Consider the following 21,141-nt stretch of genomic DNA (forward strand, 5'->3'; position numbering starts at 1 on the left):
AGGTTGATGCCCTGCCTCGACGGAGGGCGGGTCGGATCCGACGGCCTTGGCTGGGTCCTCCGCGGCAAACACGCCGGCCACGGTGAGGTGGAAGTGCGTATCGCCCTTGCCGGTGTACACGTCGAGCTCGAACCCGTCGACCTCGTCCTGGGACATGGTCGTGCCCGGGTGCTGCGGCCTCCGGGCAAGGTCATAGGCGGGTAGGCGCCCGTCAGCGTTCGCAAAGTGAGGAAAGTGCCGCAGGAATGCACACCTCCGCGTAGGCTGCGGGAATTGCCGCAGGTGGATCGGGTAGTGCGCAGTGCGGTGGAGGTGCCATGGGTGGGGACCCTTACGTGTCGGCAACAGTCAAGGACAGCGGGCGGACGAGCGTGCTCGATCCGTACGGTGACGAGCCTCTGCTGACCCCCTCCATGACGCAGGGCAGCGCTGCCGTACCGGACCGGGAGCTACAGCCGCTGGTGCGATACCTCGAAGCGGTGGTCGCTGGCCGCCGCGCACCAGTGCACACCGCGGTCGCCTTCAATGCCGTGTACTTCGGGTACGACCTCAACGGCGACGGCTACGGTGGCAGTCCGCTGCGCCTCGACGACTTCCCCGTCATCACCCTCGGGGAGCGTGCTCCCATACTTCCGGTCGGTGCCATGATGTGCGTGGCCACGGGATCGGACCCGCTCTATGCGGAGATCGTTTATCGCGAGGGCGCACACCCAGAGGTCGGGCCGCTTGGGGACGTCCCGGCCTGGGTGTCGGGGGCGCCCGCCAGCGCAGAGGGGCCGGGCAGGACGGCGAGCGGCCCCGCTGTTCGCCGTTGGGAGCGCATTGTCCCGGATCTAGATGCCTTCGGCCCGGCCCTGCGCCTCTCACAAGCCCAGCTCCACCGCTTGCGCACGCGCCGGCGCTGGCTCAGCGGGGATGGGCACGTCGTTGTCGACGTTTCCTACCCGTCCCCGGAAGCCGCCCAGCGGGATGACTTGACCGCCTATGCGGCACACCTCCTGACCACGGGCCGCGAGCAGCTGCTCAGCCCCTTCGTACCTGTGTCTCTCGCCGAACTCGTGGGCGGCACGGGCGAGGACCTGCTGCGGGCAGGGTTGCTCGGACTGCTAGACACAGTGCGGGCCGCAATCCTGTCCAGCGCCTCGCTGCGCACATGGGGCCATTACGCCGTGACCCGGGACTCTCTGGCGGAGTGCTGGGGCGATACCGGCCCGCTGGGCGGCGACGACCTGAGGTCCCTCGTGGCCGCCGTGGAACACGCGGCCGCGCCGGCGAAGCGGCGCCACGGCCTCACCGCGCCGGTCACCGTGTACACGGCGGTCGGACCGCGGCTGCGCCAGGTGCCCGGTGCTGCGGAACTGCTGGAGGGAGTGGGTTACGCCTCGGCGGTGTGCCGGGCGAACCTGACGCTCGCCGATGTCGTCCGGCGGGACAGCGAGCAGGGCCTGTTCGAGAACGGCTGCCTCGTCACGCTCGACGACGCCTTCGAGAGCGGGGGTGTCTGGAGGTCGCACCATCCCGGCGGTACCGAGCCGCCGGGCGACCCTCTGACCCCGTCAGGGCGCGGCTGGGCGTCGACGGTCCCTGCTCCGCCGGAGCAGGGGGCGGAAAGAGGGACGGAGTCGGAAGCGGACGTCGATCCGGTCGATCAACCCCTCACCGACGCCGACCTCGGCGTCTGCGAACTCCTGCGGAACGATGCCGAGGGGGTCGTGTGGCAGTCGCCCCTGCGGCTGGCCCACCTCGTGGACGGCTGGTTCCCCCTGCACCCGCATGTCCAGCGCGAACTCCGCCGGTCGCATGGCCCGCGCGTCAGGGCACGCCTCGAACTCGACCACGTCGGGCGGACCACGAACGCACACGAGGTGGGGCAAGACGTCACCGCCGAACTCGGTGACGCATCGAGCCGGCTGGCGGGCATCGCCTGGCCCCGTGACTTCTTCCCCGGCCTGTTCCTCGAACTGTGCTGGCCCCGCGGCGGAACGGTGATTCGCGGGGCCACGATGCGGCTCAAGGAGACGCTTGAGGTCGACGATCGTGTGATTGGGCACTGCTACGACCCTCGTGTCCTTACCAGGGAGGATGCCCCGGGCAGTGATCGCCACGGCGACAGCGCGGTCGGTCTCGGCCCGCGGCAGCTGGTGATGCGCGCCGTGCGCCGCTGCGGTCTGTTGACCGTGGACGGCCATGCCCTGCTGGACCGCTTCGTGCTGCCGAGCGCAGCCTACGGGCGCCCGCCCTCACGGCCGCAGGCGCTCGCGCTGGAGGCGGCGGTTGCCGAACTCCTGGCGGAGCGCCGCCTGGAGTCCGCCCTCGGCAGCCGGGACGCCTGGGGCCAGCCGCACTTCCCAGCCCGCGAGGGGCAGCCCGTCATCCCGCTCATCGCCTACCGTCCGGTGCGGCGCCGGGTGATACGCCCTTGGGGCGACACGGAACCGGACGGCGTCGGGCAGCTCCCCCTCCAGCTCGTCGCCGGCCACCTGCGGCGCCTGCGGCCGGGCTGCTTGCCCAGCGCGGCACAGCGGGCGGCCTTCCGCGACCACTGCCGCAGGCTTGGCAAGGCGGACGGCTGGGAACTGCCCTACGGCTACACCTTCGTCACCGAGCACATGCGCGGCCGCTGAGTCGCGCATTCATGCCCTCCACCATCCCGCCGCCCACTCTCCTTCGGCTCGGAGCTCGCGTGAGTCGATCCCGCACCCGCACCACCAGCCGCAGAAATGGAGCAGGCGTACATGCACGACCGCTACCGCGTCATAACTGGGCCGCCGCTGTCCCCGCCCAACGTCTCGTCCGAGGCCCTGCAGGGACTGGCCTCCGCGCTCAACGCCCTGGAAGATCCCGTCGGCGCCGCCGTAAACGAGCTCACGGCCGACATGGTGGAACTGGCCTTCAACTCCCTTCCGCCGACACACCGGCAGGAGCTGCTCGGCAAGCTGGGAATCCGCATGGCGGCCCCGCGGCGCGCGGGCAGGGCGCTGTGCCAGGACGTCCTCTCGCGGCTGCGTCGCGACGCCCGGCAGCGCAAGTGCCGTTGCGGCATCAGGGACCTCACGACCACTGTGATGAACCAGGTCGGCGAGTACGTCTTTGCACAGGACGGCAACGGCAAGACCGTCTCCAACCCCGTCTCGCGATGGGGCGCAACGCTGATTCGGACCACGGTGTTCGCCTGGGGCAACGCCTCCGTCTTCCATGCACACATCCTCGCCTGGGCGGCCGACCAGAACTGGTTCATGGAGATGGCCGACGAGGAGCTGGCGGTAGGCCTGGCCGCCGTGGCCGACGCGGCCCGGTCCGCCCGGGCGGCGTACCCGGACCCGGAGCCCCTGTGGAAGGGCTTTGAGAGGTCGTCCGCAGCTGACTCCGAGAGTGCCGTGTTGGCCGTGCCAGAGTCCGGCGCCCCGTGCGATGTGCCCGCAGCCACGGGCGGCGGGGCCGGGGACGCGCAGGTCGGCGGCGTGGAGGGGCCGGACCCTGAGGCGGCCTGCCGAGAGGTGGAGTCGGCCCTCGCAGCTGCCCGGCAGGCTGCGGAGAACGCGACCGGTGCGGTGGCGGACGGCCGCCCTCCGCACGAGGAGGACCTGGCCGCGCTGGGCAGGCTCGGCGCCACCTTCGACAGCGCCGGCGCGGTGTTCCGGGTAGTGGGGATCACCGGGGTCCCCCGTCGTCTGGAGGACATGGCGCGGGCCGCACGCGAGCACCGGACGGCACGCGAGTGCGAGGCGCGGAAGGCGCTGCGGGAGCTGCTCGGCGTCGCCGCCCTGCCGGATAGCGCCCCCGCCGCCCTCGCCGCCGAGACCGTACGTGCCGAGACCGGCCGTCTGCTCGACGCAGCCGTGTGGGAGCAGCCGCAGCGGCAGGAGGCCGCCGCCCTCGCCGACCTGTCACGGCTGCTCCGCAAGGGGCGCCAGGCGTACGAGGCTGCGGAGATCCTGGCCTTGCAAGACCGCGTGGTACAGGTGCTGCCCGGCTGTGCCATGGCGGTGCTCGTCGCCGACCGCCTTGTCCTGGCCCGGCCGGAGGCGGCCGCGGAGCCGTCGGAGACGAAAGGACAGCCAACGGCAGGCATCGCCGAAGGCGCCGCCGGGGCGGCCGACGAGTCCCCGGCTGCCGACACGATGACCGACCCCGCTGAGCCAGTCGCCGGGCAGACGAACGGGCGCCCGGTCGGGGCGTCGGCAGACCGCGCCTCCGAGGGGCGCAGGGCCCGCGCCGTCCACGCATCCGAAGCGCCCGTCGCGAAGCCGGAGGTTGACCCGGTCCTCACCGACCGCAGCCCGGCCGCGTCGGCCGCCCACGAGCCGACGGCACCCGCCGCGGCCCCGGAGGCAAGGCCCATGCCCACCGCAGCCACGCCGCACGACGGGGAGGCTCTGTCGTCTGAGCCTGCCCCCCCGGCCCCCGCCGCCAGCGAGGCGAACGCCGACGCTGAGGTCACGGAAAGCGTCCTGACCCACCTGATCGTGGAACGACGCTTCGGACTGGCCCACCATGTGGCGGACGCGGCCGGCCACCCCGAGGCGCAGGTCGTGGCACTCCGCCTGGCCGGCGCCGCCGAGCTGCTGACGCCCGGTGGCAGCCAGGGCGCCCGGTTGACCGCCGACCTGCTCCAGCAGTACGGCGTGTACACCGGCCGGGACACGGAAGGCAGCGAGCTCGTCCTCCTGCCCGCCCTGCTGCGCACGGCGCTGATTACTGGGGACCATCTGGCAGGCGCCCAGCTGAAGGCCTTGGCGCCCCGGCTGCCGGAAAGGCTGGCTGAGGCCGCGACCGCCGTAGCCGACCGCGCCCTCAGCGGGGCTCTCATGACAGCCTCGCCGCTGGTGGTCAGCGCCAATGTTTCGGGCGCGGAGGCCCGGCTGCGGGAGCTGCTGGATCAGTGCCGTACCCACCTTCTGCCGCCGCGGCTGCGCTTCGCACGGGCGACGGAGATCGCCAAGCAGTGGCTGGCCGACGACGGGCTCCTCGGATCCATGCTGAGGACGGTTGCCGCCGACAACCGTGACGGGGCGGCCCGGGTCCGCGAGCAGGCCGAGCGCCTGTCGAAGCTGCCCGACATCAACAACGAGATCGACCGCATGGACCGCAAACACCGCTCGCCCAGCGGCAAGCCCCTCCAGGGCTCCGGACGGCAGGATCTGGTGCACCTTGTGGAGAGGGTCGCCGCCCTGGTGAAGGAGTGGTGCCTGGTGGTCGACACCATCCGCCGAGGTGACCGCTCCGACGGTAACAGGGCGATCAAGGAGATCTCTTCCCTGCGCCGATCCCTGCTGGACGGCCGTGAGGCGGCACTGGGCGAACTGCTGGAACTGGCCCAAAGCTCCGGTGCTGTCAACGGCGCGACCGCCTGGGCGGCGCACGCGTCGATGGAGGAGCTCTTCGACCTGCTGGCTGGCAAGACTGCGGCCGCACCAGTCGAAAACCCTGTGGACCCGGAACTCGTACTGGACGTGGAACTGCTCAAAGTGTGCGACCGGATCGACGAACGCCCGCCGCTCGCCTGGCTGCTCACGGCGGTCGAGCGGAGCTGGCAGGACGCCTTCGCCGAGAGGCTCGCCCACGACGCGTTCGCCACGGCGCGGACGCTCGTCGAGCTATCGGGACAGCGGCTGCTGCCCGGGCCGCAGCCCGGTGCGCTTCCCCTGCCCACGGTGGCAGAGATCGACGCCCGGGCAGTATCCCGGCGCGCAGAGCTGCGTGAGACGCACCGGGAGCTCGTCGCCGAACTGCACCGCGCCCAAGCCGAGGGCGCCGTCACCGACGACCAGGACCTGAGCCTGCAGGAGCTCCTCGCCGACGCCATCCGGCGGCTGGACGACTCCGACATGTACGACCTCGTGAACGTACGGCGTGCCCTCGACACCGTACGGGACGCACTGCCCGACTTCCGAAAGCAGGCCGCCGATCGAATCCGCGCCCGCCTCGACGCCCTGGACCCCAGCGAGGAGCTGCGCGCACAGGTTCTCAGGCACCTGGACACCGGAGGCCTGGCCACGGCATCGGACCTCGTCTACTTCCTGGAGATCGGCGAGAAAGTCCCGGAGATCGACGCTGGCGAATCCCACCTGACCGAATTCTTCCCGGCCGTGCCCGACGGTCTGCCCAAGGGCATCGACCCGGCCCTCGTCGGCCTCGTCCGTTCCGGCGGTACACACCCGGAGATCCCCGTCCTGGACTACAGCGCCCTCTCCACCGACGAGGCGGCCTTGGCGGCGGATGCCCTTGAGGAGTGGCGGGCACTGGGCGCCACCGAGCCGAAGGACCGGCTGGAGGTATCCGCCCGGAGGCAGTTGCTTCCGGCCCTGAAGCTCCTCGGCTACGACGCCAAGAGTGCCAAGCCGTTGGACGAGAGGTCTCACCGCCGGCGTGAGTACCGTCTGTTCGAAGCGACGGAGGTGGAGATCAACGGCAGGGCGAAGGCGCCCGCGTTCGGCTCGCAGATCCGGGAGCAGGGGGGTACGCTCCGCGTGCTGCTGGTCTGGGGCCGCCCGCCTGCCAAGGTCGTCATGAGCCTGGCCGAAAGCGACACGAGCGGTACGAGCCTCCTCGTCGCCTACTTCGGCACGCTGAGCCGCGGGGCCCGCGTCGAACTCGCCGCCGGCTCCAGCCGGCTGCAACCGATGCTGGTCGTGGACGACGCCGCCCTGGCCTACCTCTCGGCGCGCGGCAACCGGCAAGTCAGCACCGCCACGCAGACCCTTCTGCCGTTCTCCGGCGTCAACCCCTACATCAGGGAGAAGCGCGGCCGCATCGGCGGCGAGATGTTCTACGGCCGCGACGCCGAACGCAAGAGCGTCCTCGACCCGCTTGGCACTCAGGTCATCTTCGGCGGCCGCGGGCTCGGCAAGTCCGCCCTCCTCAGCGATGCGGGGGAGCGGTTCGAAGGGCAGCGCCCCGGCTACCAGCTGGCGGTGTACGTGAACCTCGACCAAGAGAACATCGGCAAGGGCAGCTCCCTGGGGCTCGAAGCACTGTGGAGTGTCCTCGACCGGGAGCTCAGGAAGGCAGAGGTCCTGGTCGGGCAGCAGGGCCGCAAGTCCGTCAAGGACATCTCCGAACGGGTGCGCGCCGGCATCGGCGCCTGGCTCGACGGGGATTCCCGCCGCCGTCTGCTGATCCTGCTCGACGAGTGCGACCAGTTCTTCGAAGCCGACGCCCCCCGCTTCGATCAAACCAAGAAGCTCAAGGGCCTCGGAACCGACACCAAGGACCGCGCCAAGGTCGTCTTCGCCGGCCTGCACTCCGTGCAGCGCTTCACGAAGCTCGCCAGCAACGGGCCGTTCAGCCATCTCGCCCAGACCCCGAAGGTGATCGGCCCGCTCGCGCCCCAGTCCGCCGCCGAACTGCTGGTCGACCCCATGCGGGCGCTCGGCTTCGAGTTCCAGGACATGGACCTCGTCAACCGCGTACTCGGCTACTGCTCCTACCAGCCGTTCCTGCTCCAGATGTTCGGCCACCGGCTGGTGGAGCTCATGCACCGCAAGCGGATGCGACGCGGAGCCGAAGAACCCCCGTACGCAGTGGAGATCGGCGACATCGAGGTCGTGGAGTCAGACACCGGGCTGCGGGACAGCATCTCGGCTGCTTTCAAGGACACCCTGAGCCTCGACCACCGCTACGACGTGATCGCCAACGTCCTGGCCTACCACGCCCGCCACCGAGGCCTGGAGGTACGGCTGAGCGACGCCGAACTGCGCGAGGAGTGCGAGACATTCTGGCGCAAGGGCTTCGAGCAGCTCGACACCGAGGGCTTCCGTGCCTACCTCTCCGAAATGGTAGGCCTCGGCGTCCTCGCGCCCAACCACGACGGCCAAGGCTGGCATCTGCGCGGCCCGAACGCCCTGCGCATGATCGGCACCTCCCACGAGGTGGATGCCCGTCTACTCAGGGCCGAGCAGGACTGCGAGCTCCAGGAGAGCATCGTCCAGGAGGGCCGCCCCGAGCTGCCCGACGGCCGACCGGCGCCGCTCACCATCACCCAGCTCGACGACCTTTTGGGAGGGCGGTCGAACCAGACGAGAATCGTGCTCGGCACCGCCGCGACCGGAGTCGGGGACGTCGGCGACACCCTCCGTGCGGTCGCGGGACGCATCGCAGACTGGACCCTGCCGGCCATCGGCAAGCCCAGTGTCTACAAGCAGGAGCTGACCGGCGGCCGCCCCCGGGAGCGGCGGGTCGTCATCAGCGACTTCGCCCGCTACCCGGACGCCCGCCCCGAGGCCCCCCGGCAGGCCGTCGACCAGGCCGAGACGATGCTGCCCACTACACCCGGTGTGACGCGCGCCGTGGTTGTCGTGACCGACCCCAACCAGCTCGGACTGTGGCGCCCCCTGCTGACGGGCACCGAACCCACCTCGGCCGCTCCCGTCGTGTTGCGCCGGCACGACCACCGCACCCTGCGCGGCTGGGCCCAACGCGTCGAAGAGTTCCACACGGAGGACCGCCTGGACCGACTCCACGAGCTCACCGGAGGCTGGCCGGTGTTGGTCGACAGGGCGCACCGTCTCCACGGCGAACTCAGCGACCCGGACGCGGCCCTGCACCGCCTGGCTGGCCTGCGCCGAGATCGGGCAGCCGCCCGGTCCTTCGCCGAGGCGACCGGGGTGTTCGCGGACCCTTTGCTCGCGACCGGCTACCGGGCCCTCGCCGAGGAGTTCAAGGAGACCCTGTTCGACTTGGAGAGCGCGGTGACCGCCGTAGCCTTCCGGATCGAGGACGAGGACGAGGCCCGCTGGGTCGTCACCTGCCTCGATGCCCTCCAGGTCCTTGACCGGGAGAAGAACCACCTGCTGCGCCTGGAACCGCTGCTCCGGGAGTGTGTGGCGCTGCTCGACTGACGCCGATGCAACACGGCCTCGCCCCCACCGGCCGCTCGGTGGGGCGAGGTTCGGCCTTGGGAGTCTTCGCGTACAAGGTCATCAGGCGTGCAGCGACGGACCACAGGCGAGGGTCGTCGAGCTGCTGCTGCACGGTGACGAGTTCGGCGCTGCCCCGGCGCCGGATGTCGGCCGCGCGCCGACGCCAGCGCCGCAGTGTCGGAGCACCAGAAGGCGGCACTGGGGCACTTGCGGCGCGCAGTGGTGAAGCGGTGCGCTCCCTGCGATCCAGTCAGGCTGGGGACTATATGTGAAGCGACTGTCGCTTTGGGTAGTCGCGCCGGCAGGGTGGGCGTTGGATGTGTGGGCGTGCCCGGGGCTTCCGGCCGCAGGGGACTGGGGGCGACCGTGCGGCGCCTGCTGCTCTCCGGCATGAACCGACCGAAGGAGTCAGTACATGCACGTTCCCCGGATCCTCGCGCTCGTCAGTGCGACCGTGGCCCTGACGGCGGCGCTGGCCGGTGTCACCCCCGCCCAGGCCCGGCCCGCGCCGGGCAAAACCGGTTCGGCCGTCACCGCCCCCCAGGACCAGATCCAGTGCCCCCGCGGATTTGTGTGCATCTACCCCGAGATCCACTTCGAGGGCCAGCCCTACGTCAAACGCGCCACCGACGGCTCGGTCCGACACCTGCCGGACTACATCCGCGGCAAAGGCAGCTCGGTCATCAACAACAGCAGCCGCACCGCGAGGGTCTACCAACAGGACAACTACTTCGGCTGGCATGTATGCGTCGGAGCCGACGGCGGCACCATCGCAGACCTGCGCTCCTACCAACTCAACGACACCACCCACTCCCTGAAGAACAACACCACACCCTGCGGCGCGTAAGGAGGTGCAGGAGACCAAACGCACGACACTCTCTCCTTCACCGACCACGGCGTACGTGCGGCCGGTGACAGGCGACCGCCGGGTACGGGCCCGGCCCGGGGCAGTCACCTGCTGGCAGTTCGATGCCGTCGATCTGCAAGGCGTCGAAGGCGATGAAGAACACCGGGCTCTTCGCGGCGAGCGCGGAGGCGGCGCGGCCACTGGCGGCGGCCCGACGCTGGAGGGCTTCGAAGGACAACCGGCCGGCTGCGGTGTCCCAGACGACGAGCTCGCCATCAAGGACCAGACCTTCAGGCAGCTGCTCGGCGACCGCGACCAGGTCGGGGAACCGGTCCTCGACGAGAGAGCCGCGCCAAGTCTGCAGGAGCAGCCGGCCGCCCGGGCCGGCGGGGGTGAAGAGGATCGCGCGGTGGCCAGTACTTCTGCTCCGCCACGAAGCCATTCGCCAGGACGCCGGAGCCGGGGACGTACTCGGGGGCCTGGGCGAGCATCGGCTCGAAGGGTGGGCTGAGAACCACTCTGGGATGGCCTCGTCCGCCGACACCCCCGCCAGGTGGCCGACTTGTTGAAGGCGTACGCCAGGTCGGCGCCCACAACCGCGCCGGCGCCGACCTGGCGTGCCGCCCCGACCCTGCGGTTATGGGGTCGGCGGCCGCTGCGGGCCGCGGTGCAGAGACCTACATCGCGAAGACCCAGCAAGTGCGAGCAGCAGAGCCGCGAGCCGCCGTCTCACGACGCTTCCCGGATCGCAGTCCAACCACCCGCGTTGAACTCCTCGTCGCCCGGGGCCACCATCGGCGGCTGGGCCTGGCCCGCGATGTCCTGCTGAGCCCGCCGGATGGCGTCGGCCGTCAGCTTCCAGTCGCCGTCCTGCCACTGCACGCCGAGCAGCGTGCGGGTGTAGGAACTCTCTTCCTTCTTCGTCTCGCCGTTCTTCTGGACTACGAGGCCCAGCAGCCACACACTGACCTCATCGGGCGCCTTCTTGATCACCTTGTAGCCGACCACCTGACTGCGCGCGTAGGCACCGGACGGCAGTGGCTGCCCCGGGCTGACGCCCATGTCCTGGGCGAGGGACTTGTCGGTCTCCCCGGCTGCCAGCTCGACCCGCTCCGCGGCCTGCGCGGACTTGTCGACCTTGCCGGCGTACGAGTGGTAGATCCGCAGCTGCTCGTCGGTGGTGGACTGCTCGCCCTCGATGCGGGTGGTGTTGGCGGCCGCCGCCATGGCGGGCGCGCCCTCCGCGGTGTGTGGGAAGCCGACCTGGCTGCCGCGATCGTCCGAGCGCTGTCCCCGCGGCAACGCCGTCCACCGCTCCGGCTCGGTCCAGTCCTGCGGCGGCGCGTACGTGGGCGCGGGACTCGCGGAACTGGACACGCTCGGAACCGCCCCGCCCTTGGCAGGCGCCGACGAGGCCAGGGGCGTGCTGTTGCTCGGCTTTGCGTCGTCGGCTGCCGGACCGCATCCGGCGAGCAGACCGACGGCCAGGGACAGGACGAGCGCTAACGGCCGCACAGGAGCACGCACAACTACCTCACTTGAAGTCGGGCAGGCGGGGAAAGATCACGTCGGAGAATACGCGCCGCTGCGGGTGAAGCCGGGGACGGGGGCGAGCGCTCCGGCGAGCGGTGGGCCGCCTGGTTCAGCGTCAGTACGACGTGGTCGGTCGCACCGCCGGTGCGCTCCTGCTGGACGGCCAGGACAGTCGAGAGCGCGAGGGCTGGCCGAGCTCGCGGCCTGAGCCGTCTCGCCGCGGCGGTCCCGTCTTACTCACCGACACCAAGGCGCTGCGATCCAGCAGGCCGCGCCCACCAACGATGAGTACGCGTCTGAGCGCCGGTCTGCCCTGCGGCGGCTCGCTGGATGGGCCTCGCCGGTATCAGCCGCGCGAGCGGTGCTGACGGTGGGGGCGGCGACGTCCCGGTGAGGGATCAGGAGCGGCCTCCGGCGAGGAGAATCCGCCCGGCACCGCGGCGCGCTGCGCCGCCTGCTCCACGGCCGGGGCCGCAGGGGTGGCGAGTGCGGGCTTGCCCGTGGCCAGGATGGTGATGTGGGGGATGGTCCGGGCGCAGGCCTGGCAGACCTCGGCCAGGGTCCAGACCTGGCCGACGGCCGGGTTGTGGACGAGGACCAGGAGGGTGGGGCCGGCGCAGTGGACGCGGGTTTCGTGGAGGGCGCACTGGTCGCTGCCACAGCTGCAGGCGGCGTTGGGGCGGGCGGCGGCAAGGCGTCCGTGGGCCTTGGCGTGTTCCGCTGCGAAGCGGCGCATGCTCGCGGCGTCCTTGGAGCGCGGCGGCATCCTGCACGCGGCGGTGCTGCAGGTGACGGACACGGTGTGGTCGAGGTGGCCGGTGAGGCGGACCGTCCAGGTCCGTCCCGGCACGCGTGATCCGGGCATCAGGGTCAAGGGGGGTGTCCCGTCGTCGTGCTGGTACTGGCTGGCGTTGTCGGCTCATGAAGGAGCCGAGCACATGTCGTCTCGCGGTGACCCCGCCTGCGGTGCGGGCCGCTCCGGGTCAGAGCGCGCGCAGGACGGCGACTACCTTGCCGAGAATAGTGGCGTTGTCGCCGCGGATCGGCTGGTAGGCCGTGTTGTGAGGCATGAGCCAGACCTGGCCGTTCTCGCGGCGCAGGCGCTTGACCGTGGCTTCGCCGTCCAGCATGGCCGCGACGATGTCGCCGTGGTCAGCACTGTCTTGGCGTCGGACGGTGACGATGTCTCCGTCGCAGATGGCGGCCTCGATCATGCTGTCGCCGACGACTGTCAGCGCGAACAGCTCGCCTTCGCCGACGAGGTGCCGCGGCAACGGCAGGACGTCTTCGACGGCCTCCTCGGCAAGGATCGGCGCGCCAGCGGCGATGCGGCCGACGAGCGGAACCTGGACGGCCTCCACTAGCGTGCCGAACTGGTCGGCGGGCTGGCCGCGCCGGACGCGGTAGGCGCGGGGCCGGTGCGGGTCCCGGTAGAGCACGCCCTTGCGTTCCAGAGCCCCGAGCTGGTGCGAGACAGAGGAGGTACTCCTGAGATTGACGCCTTCGCCGATCTCCCTCATCGAGGGCGGGTAGCCCTGGCGAGCGACGGTCTGCTCGATGAACGCCACGATGGCGGCTTGGCGAGTTGTGAGTCCATCCGGGCCCGGGCGGGTGACACCGGGCGGGCGCCCAGGGCGGGCTTCGGATTCGACGACGTACATGTGGGGCTCCCCCCTGAAGGGATCTTGCGTGCAGGGACAGTAACCCGCATCCCACCTGCCACGGAACATCTTTTCGATAACAGGGCGTGCCGGCCCGGCAGCGGGTGGTGAGGGGGTGGTGGAAGCGCCCTCGGGCTCGCGGGTTGCAGCGGGGAGGCCGGCGGCTCATGATCCGCATGTGCCGTTTCACGTCAGGCTCCGCTTCGGGCCACCCTCCTCTCCCGCCGTCACTGGCACCTGGGGCAGCTCAGAGAGCGCCGAGCGGAAGTTCCGGGGATTCATCGGCCGCTACGGCAGCCAAACTGACGTGCGGATCGAGCTCGTCGAGGAGGGGCCCAAGGGCGAGCAAACCGTGCGCTCCTGGACACGGGAGCGCAGCGAGGTGGAAGGGCCCTGACAACGCCCCGTCGGGGCTCCCTGCCGCGTCGAAAGGTGGCCGACGGCTCGGCAGTCGGGCTGGCGTTGCCTGTAGGGGTGACGGGGCGCAGGGTGGGAAGACGCCCAGGTGGACCCGTGGTGAAGGGTGGTGCGGGCGATGGCCAGACCGGTGTGGACGGGGGTCCTGGGGTTCGGGCTCGTCAGTTCTCTGAACCACTGCGTATGCGATCTCGAGCCTGGTGCTCAGTGTCGTGGTGCTTCCGCTCCGTAATGGGTTGGAGTTCGTATGGCTGGGCACGGCAGAGTGGCGTGGTGAGCGAACTGTTGGCACGCACCCTGACCTGGGCAGAAGTGGATCCTTTGCGGCATCCGTTCGAGCTGGACGAGTATGAGGCGGAGGAACTGGCAGGGCTTGTGGCACCTTGGGTGCCCAGCCTTGACGCTGTCGAAGCGCTCTGGTTCCGCGCGATGGACCCTGTCACCAAGTTGCTGGCGGACCGGTACGGCCGGTGGGCCTGTGGGTGGAACTGGACGGTGGGTGAGGGCGACGTCGATGGCGGGGTCGTCGACGTGTGGTGCTGTGCCAGCCATTCCGTGACGACGGGAGACGCTACCGCCCCGCTGATCGTCGCGGCTCTGCTCGAGTGGCGTGACTGGATAGAGAATCTGGCAGAGCGCTTCTCTGTCTTGTCGCCGCCGTCGCAGTCAGAGGTGTCCTCGTCCCCCGTGGACCCCTGGCTTTGGGAGCGGGCATGCACGCGCCTGGTGACTGTGGTGGCCGACCGGTCGCACGCTGAGAGCGGCTGGTACACGCACTGCAAGCAAGTCCTCGGCTGGTTCCTCGCCTACAACGGCATCGACGAGGAGCGCGCCCAGGAGATCGTGGAAAGCGCGATCGGCGGCCGGTTCGGCAGTTGGGTTGCACCGGACGTCGTAGTCGTCGACACAGTGAGTTCGCGGTTTGCCCGGACCCTGGACGGCAACCCGTGACGTCCGTACCTGGCCATCAGCCGGATGCTCTCGCCAACTGGCTGCATATTCGCACGCAGGTCACGTGGCCGTGCTGGAGCGGCACTCGCCCCGCCGCGGGGGCACCGCCGCGCAATGGCTTCCGGGACTTCTTCACCTCTACACGAGGCAGCCGCGATGCTGGAGGCACCGAGCGGGTCCTGACCGCCCTCGACCAGGCCCTCGCCGACGCGGAACAGGGCAAGCGGCTGAGCTTCGCCCTCATGGCGAACTGGCAGCGGACGGTCCTGCGTCGTGCCCCCGTCGGTTTCCGCACGGGGCCGGCCTTTGCGAAGGGCGGACGGGAGCGCTACGACCTCACTCCCGATACGCAGGGCCGGTTCGAGCGCTGTCTTTCCGAGAGCACTCAACCGGACCTGCCTCTCCCCTCTCGCGCCGCCCGGACCTACCTGGATGTCCTGTTCTTCCATCCGTTCGAGGACGGCAACGCCCGCGCAGCCATGCTGGCGCTGGCCTTCATCCTTGCCCGCGAAGGAGTACTCCTCGACCAAGTGCAGCCGCTACAAGCCACCCGCTGGGCCGATGACACTGAGGGAGCGGCCGATCTTGCGGTGCTGCTCGGAATCCTGATCGCTGCGACGCAGCGCCACCGGACGTGAGATATCCGGCTGATCCGCAGGCAGCCCCGACTCCAGGGCACGAGGGCGAGGTTCCTCTATGGTCGGCCACCGGGCCGTAGCAGGTCCGCGTACACCCGGACCCGGACGCCGGCCTGGCCCGGTACGCGCCGAAGGCGACCCGGTCCCGATATCGCGTACAGCCGGCACAAGGCGTCGACGGCGGCCGCGAACACGCCTGTAGCTCGGCGAAGAACGCCGAGACCGGCTCGACCACGTCCCCGGCGGCGTCCAGCAGGACGTACGGCTGGGCAGGGTCGGCCACTTCCACCAGGCCACCGGTCTGCGGCAGCACGAAGCTCATCAGATCCCGAGCAGGATCTCCCGTCTCAAGCATGAGCGGAAGCTAGCAGAAATACGTTCTGACCTGCGGTTATCAGTCAACTGGTTCAGTCAGCACCACCCTGCCCGTTGGCCTCTACACGGCCACTGACAGCCACACGATCCGCTTCCACCAGCTACAGCGCGGGACGGCGGACCGGATCCGGAACAGGCGCGTGAACGAGCGCACCGGCGACGAGGTGGACCTCGCGGACATCGTGAAGGGCTACGACACCGGAGGCGAGTACGTGATCGTCGAGCCGCAGGAGCTCGACGAGATCGCTCCCGGCCGGTCCCGTTCGATCGACGTGGCCGGCTTCGTCGACCTGGACACCGTCGACCCGGTCTTCCTCGACAAGACGTACTTCCTCGGGCCCCGGGGAGCCCAGTTCGGGAAGGTCTACGCTCTCCTGGAGCGCGCCCTGGCCGAGTCGAACAAGGCCGGCATCGCCACGTTCGTGATGCGCGGGCGCGAGTACCTGGTCGCCTTGAAGGCGGAGGAGGCGGAGGGTTTGCTCACGCTCCACACGCTGCACTGGGCCGACGAGCTGCGTGATCCGCACGCCGAGGTGCCCGACCTGCCGGGGAAGGTCGAGGCGACGGCGGCTGAGGTGACGATGGCCATGCAGCTGATCGACGCCCTGGCCATGGAGTGGGAGCCGGAGGCCTTCCACGACTCCTTCCGCGAGAAGGTCGAGGCCCTGGTGAAGGTGAAGGCCGCCGGGGAGACGGTGGAGAAGGCCGAACCGGCGGCGGAGCCGACCGGCGCCGTCGACCTCATGGAGGCCCTGCGCGCCAGTGTCGAGCGGGCCCGGAGTCCCAAGGACACCGGCGAGAAGGCCGCCTCCCCCGGCGCCCGGGCGGCCGGCGGCAAGAAGGCGCCGGCCGCGAAGAAGCGGGCGCGCTCCGGGCCGGCGGCCAAGGGCCGGGAGCTGATGGCGCTGACGAAGGCGGAGCTGTACGAGAAGGCGGCCGCGGCCGAAAACCGACGGGTTCGCTGATTCTTGTAGTGCTCTGAGGGCGAACCCGTTGGCCTGTGCCGGACTTCAGGGGGTGGGTGCGTCAGGTTCCGGGCCCGTCGGAGGGGTCCGGCGGCGTTGATGAGCAGGCCGACGTGGCAGGCTCTGGAGGCCGTGCCTACTCTTTCCCGGAGTCGGCACCCGCACCGCAGGGGTCCACATGCTGTGTACTGCTACGCCAGCGATTACTGCGCCGTACCGAGCGAGAATCTCCTCACCCACCGATCACGCCCAAGCCCAACCACTACACCCCCTCACACATGCCCTGGAGGTGACCCGGTGGCGATCAGGTGGAACCAGACGTACAAATGAAGAGGCACTCTGTTTTGGCTCGCTGAGTCGGTCCACCCTGACCTGGAGGTCAGCCATGGCCGAACGTCTGCTTTTCTACAACGCTTCAAATGGCGCCGGAGCTATTGGCGAGTTGGGCGAGAAGTCATTTGACACGCTCACTAGCCATGAGCCCGGATCATTTGCGACTGGCTGGACGCACGTGGTGGAATTTCCGGGCAACGATAGGCGCTTTCTCTTTTACGACAGAAGCTCGGGCAGGGGTGCACTGGGCGGCCTGAAAACAGAGTCGTTCGGATCCGGGGTGTTCGGAGAGGTCTTCAGGACCGATCAGAGCTTTCCCGAAGGCGCTTTCAGCAGTTGGAGCCATATCACCGGGATCTTCCGCGGGGGAAAGTCGACGGCGCTCTTTTACAACAATCAGAACGGCTCTGCGGCGCTTGGCTTCGCGCCCACCACCAAGGCTTTCCCTACCGGGAGCTTCAGGCTTGGATGGACCCAGATCGTATTCGGACGGCGTACCCAGCGGCCTTTCTTCTACTCCGCCCTGGACGGAGCCGCCTGCATCGGCTTCGACCCCACCGTCAAGTTCTTCGAACCCGGCAAGTTCGGAGCTTGGACGCATATAGCGGTTGGACCGACCTTCCGTGGCGGGGACGCGCTACTTTTCTACCAGGCCGGGAAAAATCCCCCTCGGGGCGCCGTCGGCGTTCTCGAGGGAAATAACTTCCAAACCATATGGGGTCCTGAGAGTTTTTCACGCTGGACGCATGTGGTTGGAAGTGACACCGGCTGGCTTTTCTACCATAGTCCCACTGGGGCGGCAGCCATCGGCTCGCTGGACGACGCTGGCAATTTCACCACCCGCCTTCAGTTCCCCGCCAGCGCCTTCTCTCCGGGTTGGACCCATATCGTCCATACCGGTTCTGCCACTTAGGGCATGGCCGTTGCCAACTGCGGCCGGGTGCCTGCGAAGTCTCCCTAAAGATCTGAGATTCCGTACAGATTCACAACGCTTTGCCTTGTCGTATCCTTCTTATGTCGCAGCGAGTGCCGCCATTGGGATGACACCCCGGCCCGACGGCCCGTATCTGTAACGTTTGACGCCCGTCGGGGTGCGGCACATTTTTTGTGGGAACCGCATCACCCCGCGGCACTGATGGTCATGAATTCTTCACCTGGACCGATTTCGGCGTAGACCCTTCAAGTCATGCTCATATTTGGCCCCCAGCCCCTATGCGTCTGGGTCATGGGGCGATGGGGTCGGGGCGGATGTCGGCAGGGTGGGCGGTCGCGACGTATTTGATCGCGGTCTTCTGCGACAGTCCGAACAGGTGCATCAGGTGGAGGGGGTCGGCGTTCTCGTGGGCCTCGTCCAGAATCCGGTCTTCGCGGAGCTTGGTCGAGGTGACGCCGGTCGGTCGGCATGCCAGCTGTACCACCAGCTTGCTGACCTGTGGGTTCTTATCGGAGGTGGCAGTCTCCCTGCTGACGAGGAGATGCGGGTTGGTGGTGGATGGCCAATAGCGGTGCCGATCCGCGATCCATGCTGTGGCCAGTGCGAGGGTGATCTCGTCAAGGAACACGATGTGGTCGGGCCTGCCGGGCCTGATGACGCGGAGGCGGCCGTCGGCTCTGTCCAGGCCCCGCACCAGCAGCCGACGCAGCTCGATGGGGGTGAGTCCGTGGATGGCGATCAGAGCGATGATCAGCTGGCTGCGAGCGTCAGGGGCCTTCTGGAGGAGACCCCGTAGCTGATCAGAGCGAAGTGGGGTCGGCAGGCGTGTGCTGGTGTGCAGCGAGACGCCACGGGCGGGGTCGCGGAAGATCCGGCGTTCGCGCCGCAGGGCCTTGAACAGTGACCTGAGTCCGACGTGGCGGGTCCGTTTGAGCGATGCCCCGGGCGTCGCTTGCAGCACATCGTCGATGTGGTCCTTGGTGATCTCCCGGAGGTCGGTGATGCCGTCGGCCGCCCAGCCTCTCAGGACGGGGGCCGCATCCCGGACGTAGTGTCGGATGCTGGCTGGCCTGAGTGGCAGGCTGGGTTTGGCGGCCTGGCCGGTGAGGACGTCGATCCAGGTGTTGACCGCGGCATCGTATGGCTGGGGCAGTTCGTCGGCGATGGCCCGTGCCGCGGTCAGGTCCGCGTCGAAGGTGTCGTCCTCGACCAGCAGGCCGCGGCGGCGGAGGTAATCGATCACGCGGGCGCACTGGTGGTTGGAGCTCAGCGAGGTCAGTGACCTGATGTCAGCCTCCGAGATCGGCGCCTGGGCGCCGAGGTGGCTGACGAGGATCTTCAGGACGCGAAGATTGCCGTGGACGGCGGAGCGTTTCCAGCCCCGGTGGCCGATGTACTGCTCGAAGTCGTTGAGCAACGCTGCCGCCTCGGTGGTCATGGCCGGTAGATCGGCTCTGCTCAGACGGTTCCAGTCTCGGGGTGGGCTTGGGAACAGTGTCTGCTGAGCCGGGTCGACCAGGCCTCCGGAGAGGGGACGGGCGGCGAGATGGGTGGTCTTCGCGGCTCGGCGGCGGGCAGCGAAACGGCCCTTCCTCGGCGCCTTGCTGCCGGGCCCGGAGCCGGTCAGCAGTTTCGGGGCAAACGGGCCGCCGAACCAAAGTTGGTCGCCGCCGTCGAGGGCGGCCCCATGCGTGTCGAGGTCGTTCTCCGCGAGGACGAGCGTGCAGAACCGGCAGAGTCCGTTGCCCAGCGGCAGAGAGCGGTGGCAGCGCGAGCAAGGAGCCGTCCAGGGGTGGCTCAGGCGCCAGCCTGAGCACATCACACAGGTGGTCCATCTGTCGTTCGACCAGGCCAGGCAGTGGGCACAACTACCGCCAGTGAGGAGGAACGCCGGGACGATTCGCGGCCGGCGTTCGGCCAGCAGACCAGCTCGCTTGAGTGCCTGGGCAATGGTGGGGGCCATGGCTGGCAGGTCCGCCAGGTTCTCGGGGCGGACTAGCCGTTCGCCGGGCTCCCGCGCCGCCAGCGCGAGCGTTCCCAGGGCCCGCATTCTCCGCAGCGAGACACTGCTGACTCCGCGTTCGACGGCCATCTCCTCCACGGCGGCCAACAGCATCGGCAGGTCGGGGATCTCACGGTCGCGAAGGCGGGTCGCCTGAGTAACGAGCAACGACCGGGGTGGCGTCGGGAACAGGCCGAGCTGCCCGTCGATCTGCGTCGCAAGAATGTGCGGGTCAGTACGGCTCTCATGCAGAGGCCGGTTGCGGGTGGAGGCCCGTGTGGTCCCCTTGTGAGAAGGAGCGATGGGAGGACACGTGACGCCGTTCGGGAAAACGGCCAGTTGGATGGGCCTTCTTGGCGTGGGCAAAGGCGGTCGGCGGGACGGCATCGGCCGCCCTCAGTTCGGAGGCAGCGACCGGCGTCGGCCGCCCGATGAGGGCCTGGGGACCGGGCTGGCAGCCCCTGCACCTTGGCCCGTGTCGTCGCCAGCCGCCCGCCGCTGTGGGCCGTGATCGGGGGCGGCCGTGGCGACCGGCTCGGCCTCCATCAGGTCGGCGACCGTGCACTGCAGAGCGGTGCAGATCATGTCCAGATCGTCGAGACGGACCGTGATCGGCTTGTTCGACCACAGAGCGGCGACCTTGCTCAGCGAGGGCGTGAACCCCACCTCGGCGAAGGCGGCCTGCAGCTGGGTCGGCCTCCAGATGTCGCGCCGGGCAGCGACCCAGCGCAGATTCCACTTCACAGCTTCATGACTCCCCGCTCAGTCGGCGAACGGCTCGCCGAGACGATTCCAGGCTCCGCCGCTCGGGATCTCCCTTGGCGGTCGCCAGATATCCAACCGTGGTCGATGCCCAGACATGACCCAAAAGGACCTGGACGTCCCAGAGAGGCATTCCCGACTCGTAGTTGTGGGTTGCGCAGGCATGCCGCAGCAAGTGCGGGAACAGCTCGGTGACAGGGCCCTGGAGATGCTCCTGCGAGGCCAGTTTCAAGGCCCGTCGAAAGGTGTCCGGGCAGACCGCCGGCGCGATCGGCATGTTCAGCGCGGCGATCGCCGCGGGCAGGCGCTCAGAGGGGAACAGCGGCGCGTGCGGATCGCTGGGATCGTCGCGGAACTCGCCCCGGACCTCTTCGATGTACCACCACAGCAGATCACGGCCCTCCTGGAACAGGAAAGCCTCGCGCTCGCGCGGCCCCGACCCGCGGGCGCCCTTGCCCTGGACCAGGAAACGGCCCCACTGGCCGTGCTCCCAGTGCACGTCCCCGAGCCGGACCCCGCAGAGCTCGGCCGCCCTCACCCCGGAAATGTAGGTCAGCTTCGACATCACGTAATTGCGGACCGCCACCGGATACTTCCGCACGGCTGGCAGCGCGTCCCGCCACGAGGCGAAGAACTCCGTCGTCGCCCGCGCCGAGGGCGGGATCCGAAGGCCGAAGTCACCTCGGTGCCGCGGGCGGTTGAAAGAGTCGATCGGAGACTCGATCGCGGCGCCGAACCGCCGCATGATCTCACCCGCGTACCGCTGTTCCAGAAAAGCGAAGTACTGGGCTTGATCCGCTTTGACGGACATCGGAGATCAGGGGTTTCGGCCCCGGAAGGATGATGTTCATCATGGAGAGCA

The 21,141-nt window shown here is 69.3% G+C and carries 14 protein-coding genes and 2 pseudogenes; 7 read left to right on the forward strand and 9 right to left on the reverse strand.

Annotation, left to right across the window (positions count from 1 at the left end):
- Positions 1-335: 335 nt before the first annotated feature.
- Positions 336-2,624 carry a hypothetical protein gene (locus AB8A24_RS35345; RefSeq protein ID WP_369478542.1) on the forward strand — a complete coding sequence of 763 codons (2,289 nt, stop codon included), beginning with the start codon at positions 336-338 and terminating at the stop codon, positions 2,622-2,624.
- Between the two features lie 111 nt (positions 2,625-2,735).
- Complete coding sequence (locus AB8A24_RS35350) at positions 2,736-8,840, forward strand: hypothetical protein (RefSeq protein WP_369478543.1); 6,105 nt, start codon at positions 2,736-2,738, stop codon at positions 8,838-8,840.
- Between the two features lie 61 nt (positions 8,841-8,901).
- Here AB8A24_RS35350 and AB8A24_RS35355 read toward each other — a convergent pair.
- Positions 8,902-9,015 (reverse strand): annotated as a pseudogene (locus AB8A24_RS35355) (XRE family transcriptional regulator); the annotation flags it as partial.
- A gap of 261 nt (positions 9,016-9,276) precedes the next feature.
- On the opposite strand from AB8A24_RS35355, the gene AB8A24_RS35360 reads away from it, so the two are divergent.
- Entirely contained in the window at positions 9,277-9,708 is a 432-nt protein-coding gene (locus AB8A24_RS35360; protein ID WP_369478544.1) for a peptidase inhibitor family I36 protein, read from the forward strand.
- A 37-nt stretch (positions 9,709-9,745) separates the two neighbouring features.
- Here AB8A24_RS35360 and AB8A24_RS35365 read toward each other — a convergent pair whose 3' ends face one another.
- From AB8A24_RS35365 to lexA, 4 genes are all read right to left on the reverse strand, one after another.
- On the reverse strand, positions 9,746-10,150 hold the full coding sequence (locus AB8A24_RS35365) for a hypothetical protein (protein ID WP_369478545.1): 405 nt from the start codon (positions 10,148-10,150) through the stop codon (positions 9,746-9,748).
- Positions 10,151-10,437: 287 nt separating this feature from the next.
- Entirely contained in the window at positions 10,438-11,085 is a 648-nt protein-coding gene (locus tag AB8A24_RS35370) for a hypothetical protein (RefSeq protein ID WP_369478546.1), read from the reverse strand.
- Positions 11,086-11,587: 502 nt separating this feature from the next.
- Positions 11,588-12,106: a hypothetical protein gene (locus tag AB8A24_RS35375; protein ID WP_369478547.1), complete on the reverse strand. Its 519-nt coding sequence runs from the start codon at positions 12,104-12,106 to the stop codon at positions 11,588-11,590.
- Between the two features lie 118 nt (positions 12,107-12,224).
- Positions 12,225-12,902, reverse strand: a complete 678-nt coding sequence (gene lexA, locus AB8A24_RS35380) for a transcriptional repressor LexA (protein ID WP_369478548.1) — start codon at positions 12,900-12,902, stop codon at positions 12,225-12,227.
- A 690-nt stretch (positions 12,903-13,592) separates the two neighbouring features.
- Between lexA and AB8A24_RS35385 the strand changes: the two genes are divergently transcribed.
- Positions 13,593-14,270 (forward strand): hypothetical protein, encoded by a 678-nt coding sequence (locus tag AB8A24_RS35385; protein ID WP_369478549.1) that lies wholly within the window; start codon positions 13,593-13,595, stop codon positions 14,268-14,270.
- Entirely contained in the window at positions 14,267-14,908 is a 642-nt protein-coding gene (locus AB8A24_RS35390; protein WP_369478550.1) for a Fic family protein, read from the forward strand. Before AB8A24_RS35385 ends, AB8A24_RS35390 begins: the two co-directional genes overlap by 4 nt.
- 56 nt (positions 14,909-14,964) lie before the next feature.
- On the opposite strand, the gene AB8A24_RS35395 is transcribed toward AB8A24_RS35390, so the two are convergent.
- The gene (locus tag AB8A24_RS35395; RefSeq protein WP_369478551.1) at positions 14,965-15,102 is read right to left on the reverse strand and encodes a DUF6207 family protein; all 138 of its coding nucleotides are present in this window, start codon (positions 15,100-15,102) and stop codon (positions 14,965-14,967) included.
- A 186-nt stretch (positions 15,103-15,288) separates the two neighbouring features.
- Between AB8A24_RS35395 and AB8A24_RS35400 the strand changes: the two genes are divergently transcribed.
- The gene (locus AB8A24_RS35400) at positions 15,289-16,248 is read left to right on the forward strand and encodes a Ku protein (RefSeq protein ID WP_369478556.1); all 960 of its coding nucleotides are present in this window, start codon (positions 15,289-15,291) and stop codon (positions 16,246-16,248) included.
- A 385-nt stretch (positions 16,249-16,633) separates the two neighbouring features.
- Complete coding sequence (locus AB8A24_RS35405) at positions 16,634-17,494, forward strand: hypothetical protein (protein ID WP_369478552.1); 861 nt, start codon at positions 16,634-16,636, stop codon at positions 17,492-17,494.
- A 310-nt stretch (positions 17,495-17,804) separates the two neighbouring features.
- Here the strand turns inward: AB8A24_RS35405 and xerC are convergent, their stop codons facing one another.
- The 3 genes and pseudogenes from xerC to AB8A24_RS35420 all read right to left on the reverse strand — a co-directional run.
- The gene (gene xerC, locus AB8A24_RS35410; RefSeq protein WP_369478553.1) at positions 17,805-19,607 is read right to left on the reverse strand and encodes a tyrosine recombinase XerC; all 1,803 of its coding nucleotides are present in this window, start codon (positions 19,605-19,607) and stop codon (positions 17,805-17,807) included.
- A gap of 306 nt (positions 19,608-19,913) precedes the next feature.
- Entirely contained in the window at positions 19,914-20,261 is a 348-nt protein-coding gene (locus AB8A24_RS35415) for a helix-turn-helix domain-containing protein (protein ID WP_369478554.1), read from the reverse strand.
- Positions 20,262-20,265: 4 nt separating this feature from the next.
- Positions 20,266-21,063 (reverse strand): annotated as a pseudogene (locus AB8A24_RS35420) (tyrosine-type recombinase/integrase); the annotation flags it as partial.
- Positions 21,064-21,141: the final 78 nt, after the last annotated feature.

The sequence above is a fragment of the Streptomyces sp. BF23-19 genome, from assembly GCF_041106355.1.
Taxonomy (GTDB): domain Bacteria; phylum Actinomycetota; class Actinomycetes; order Streptomycetales; family Streptomycetaceae; genus Streptomyces; species Streptomyces virginiae_A.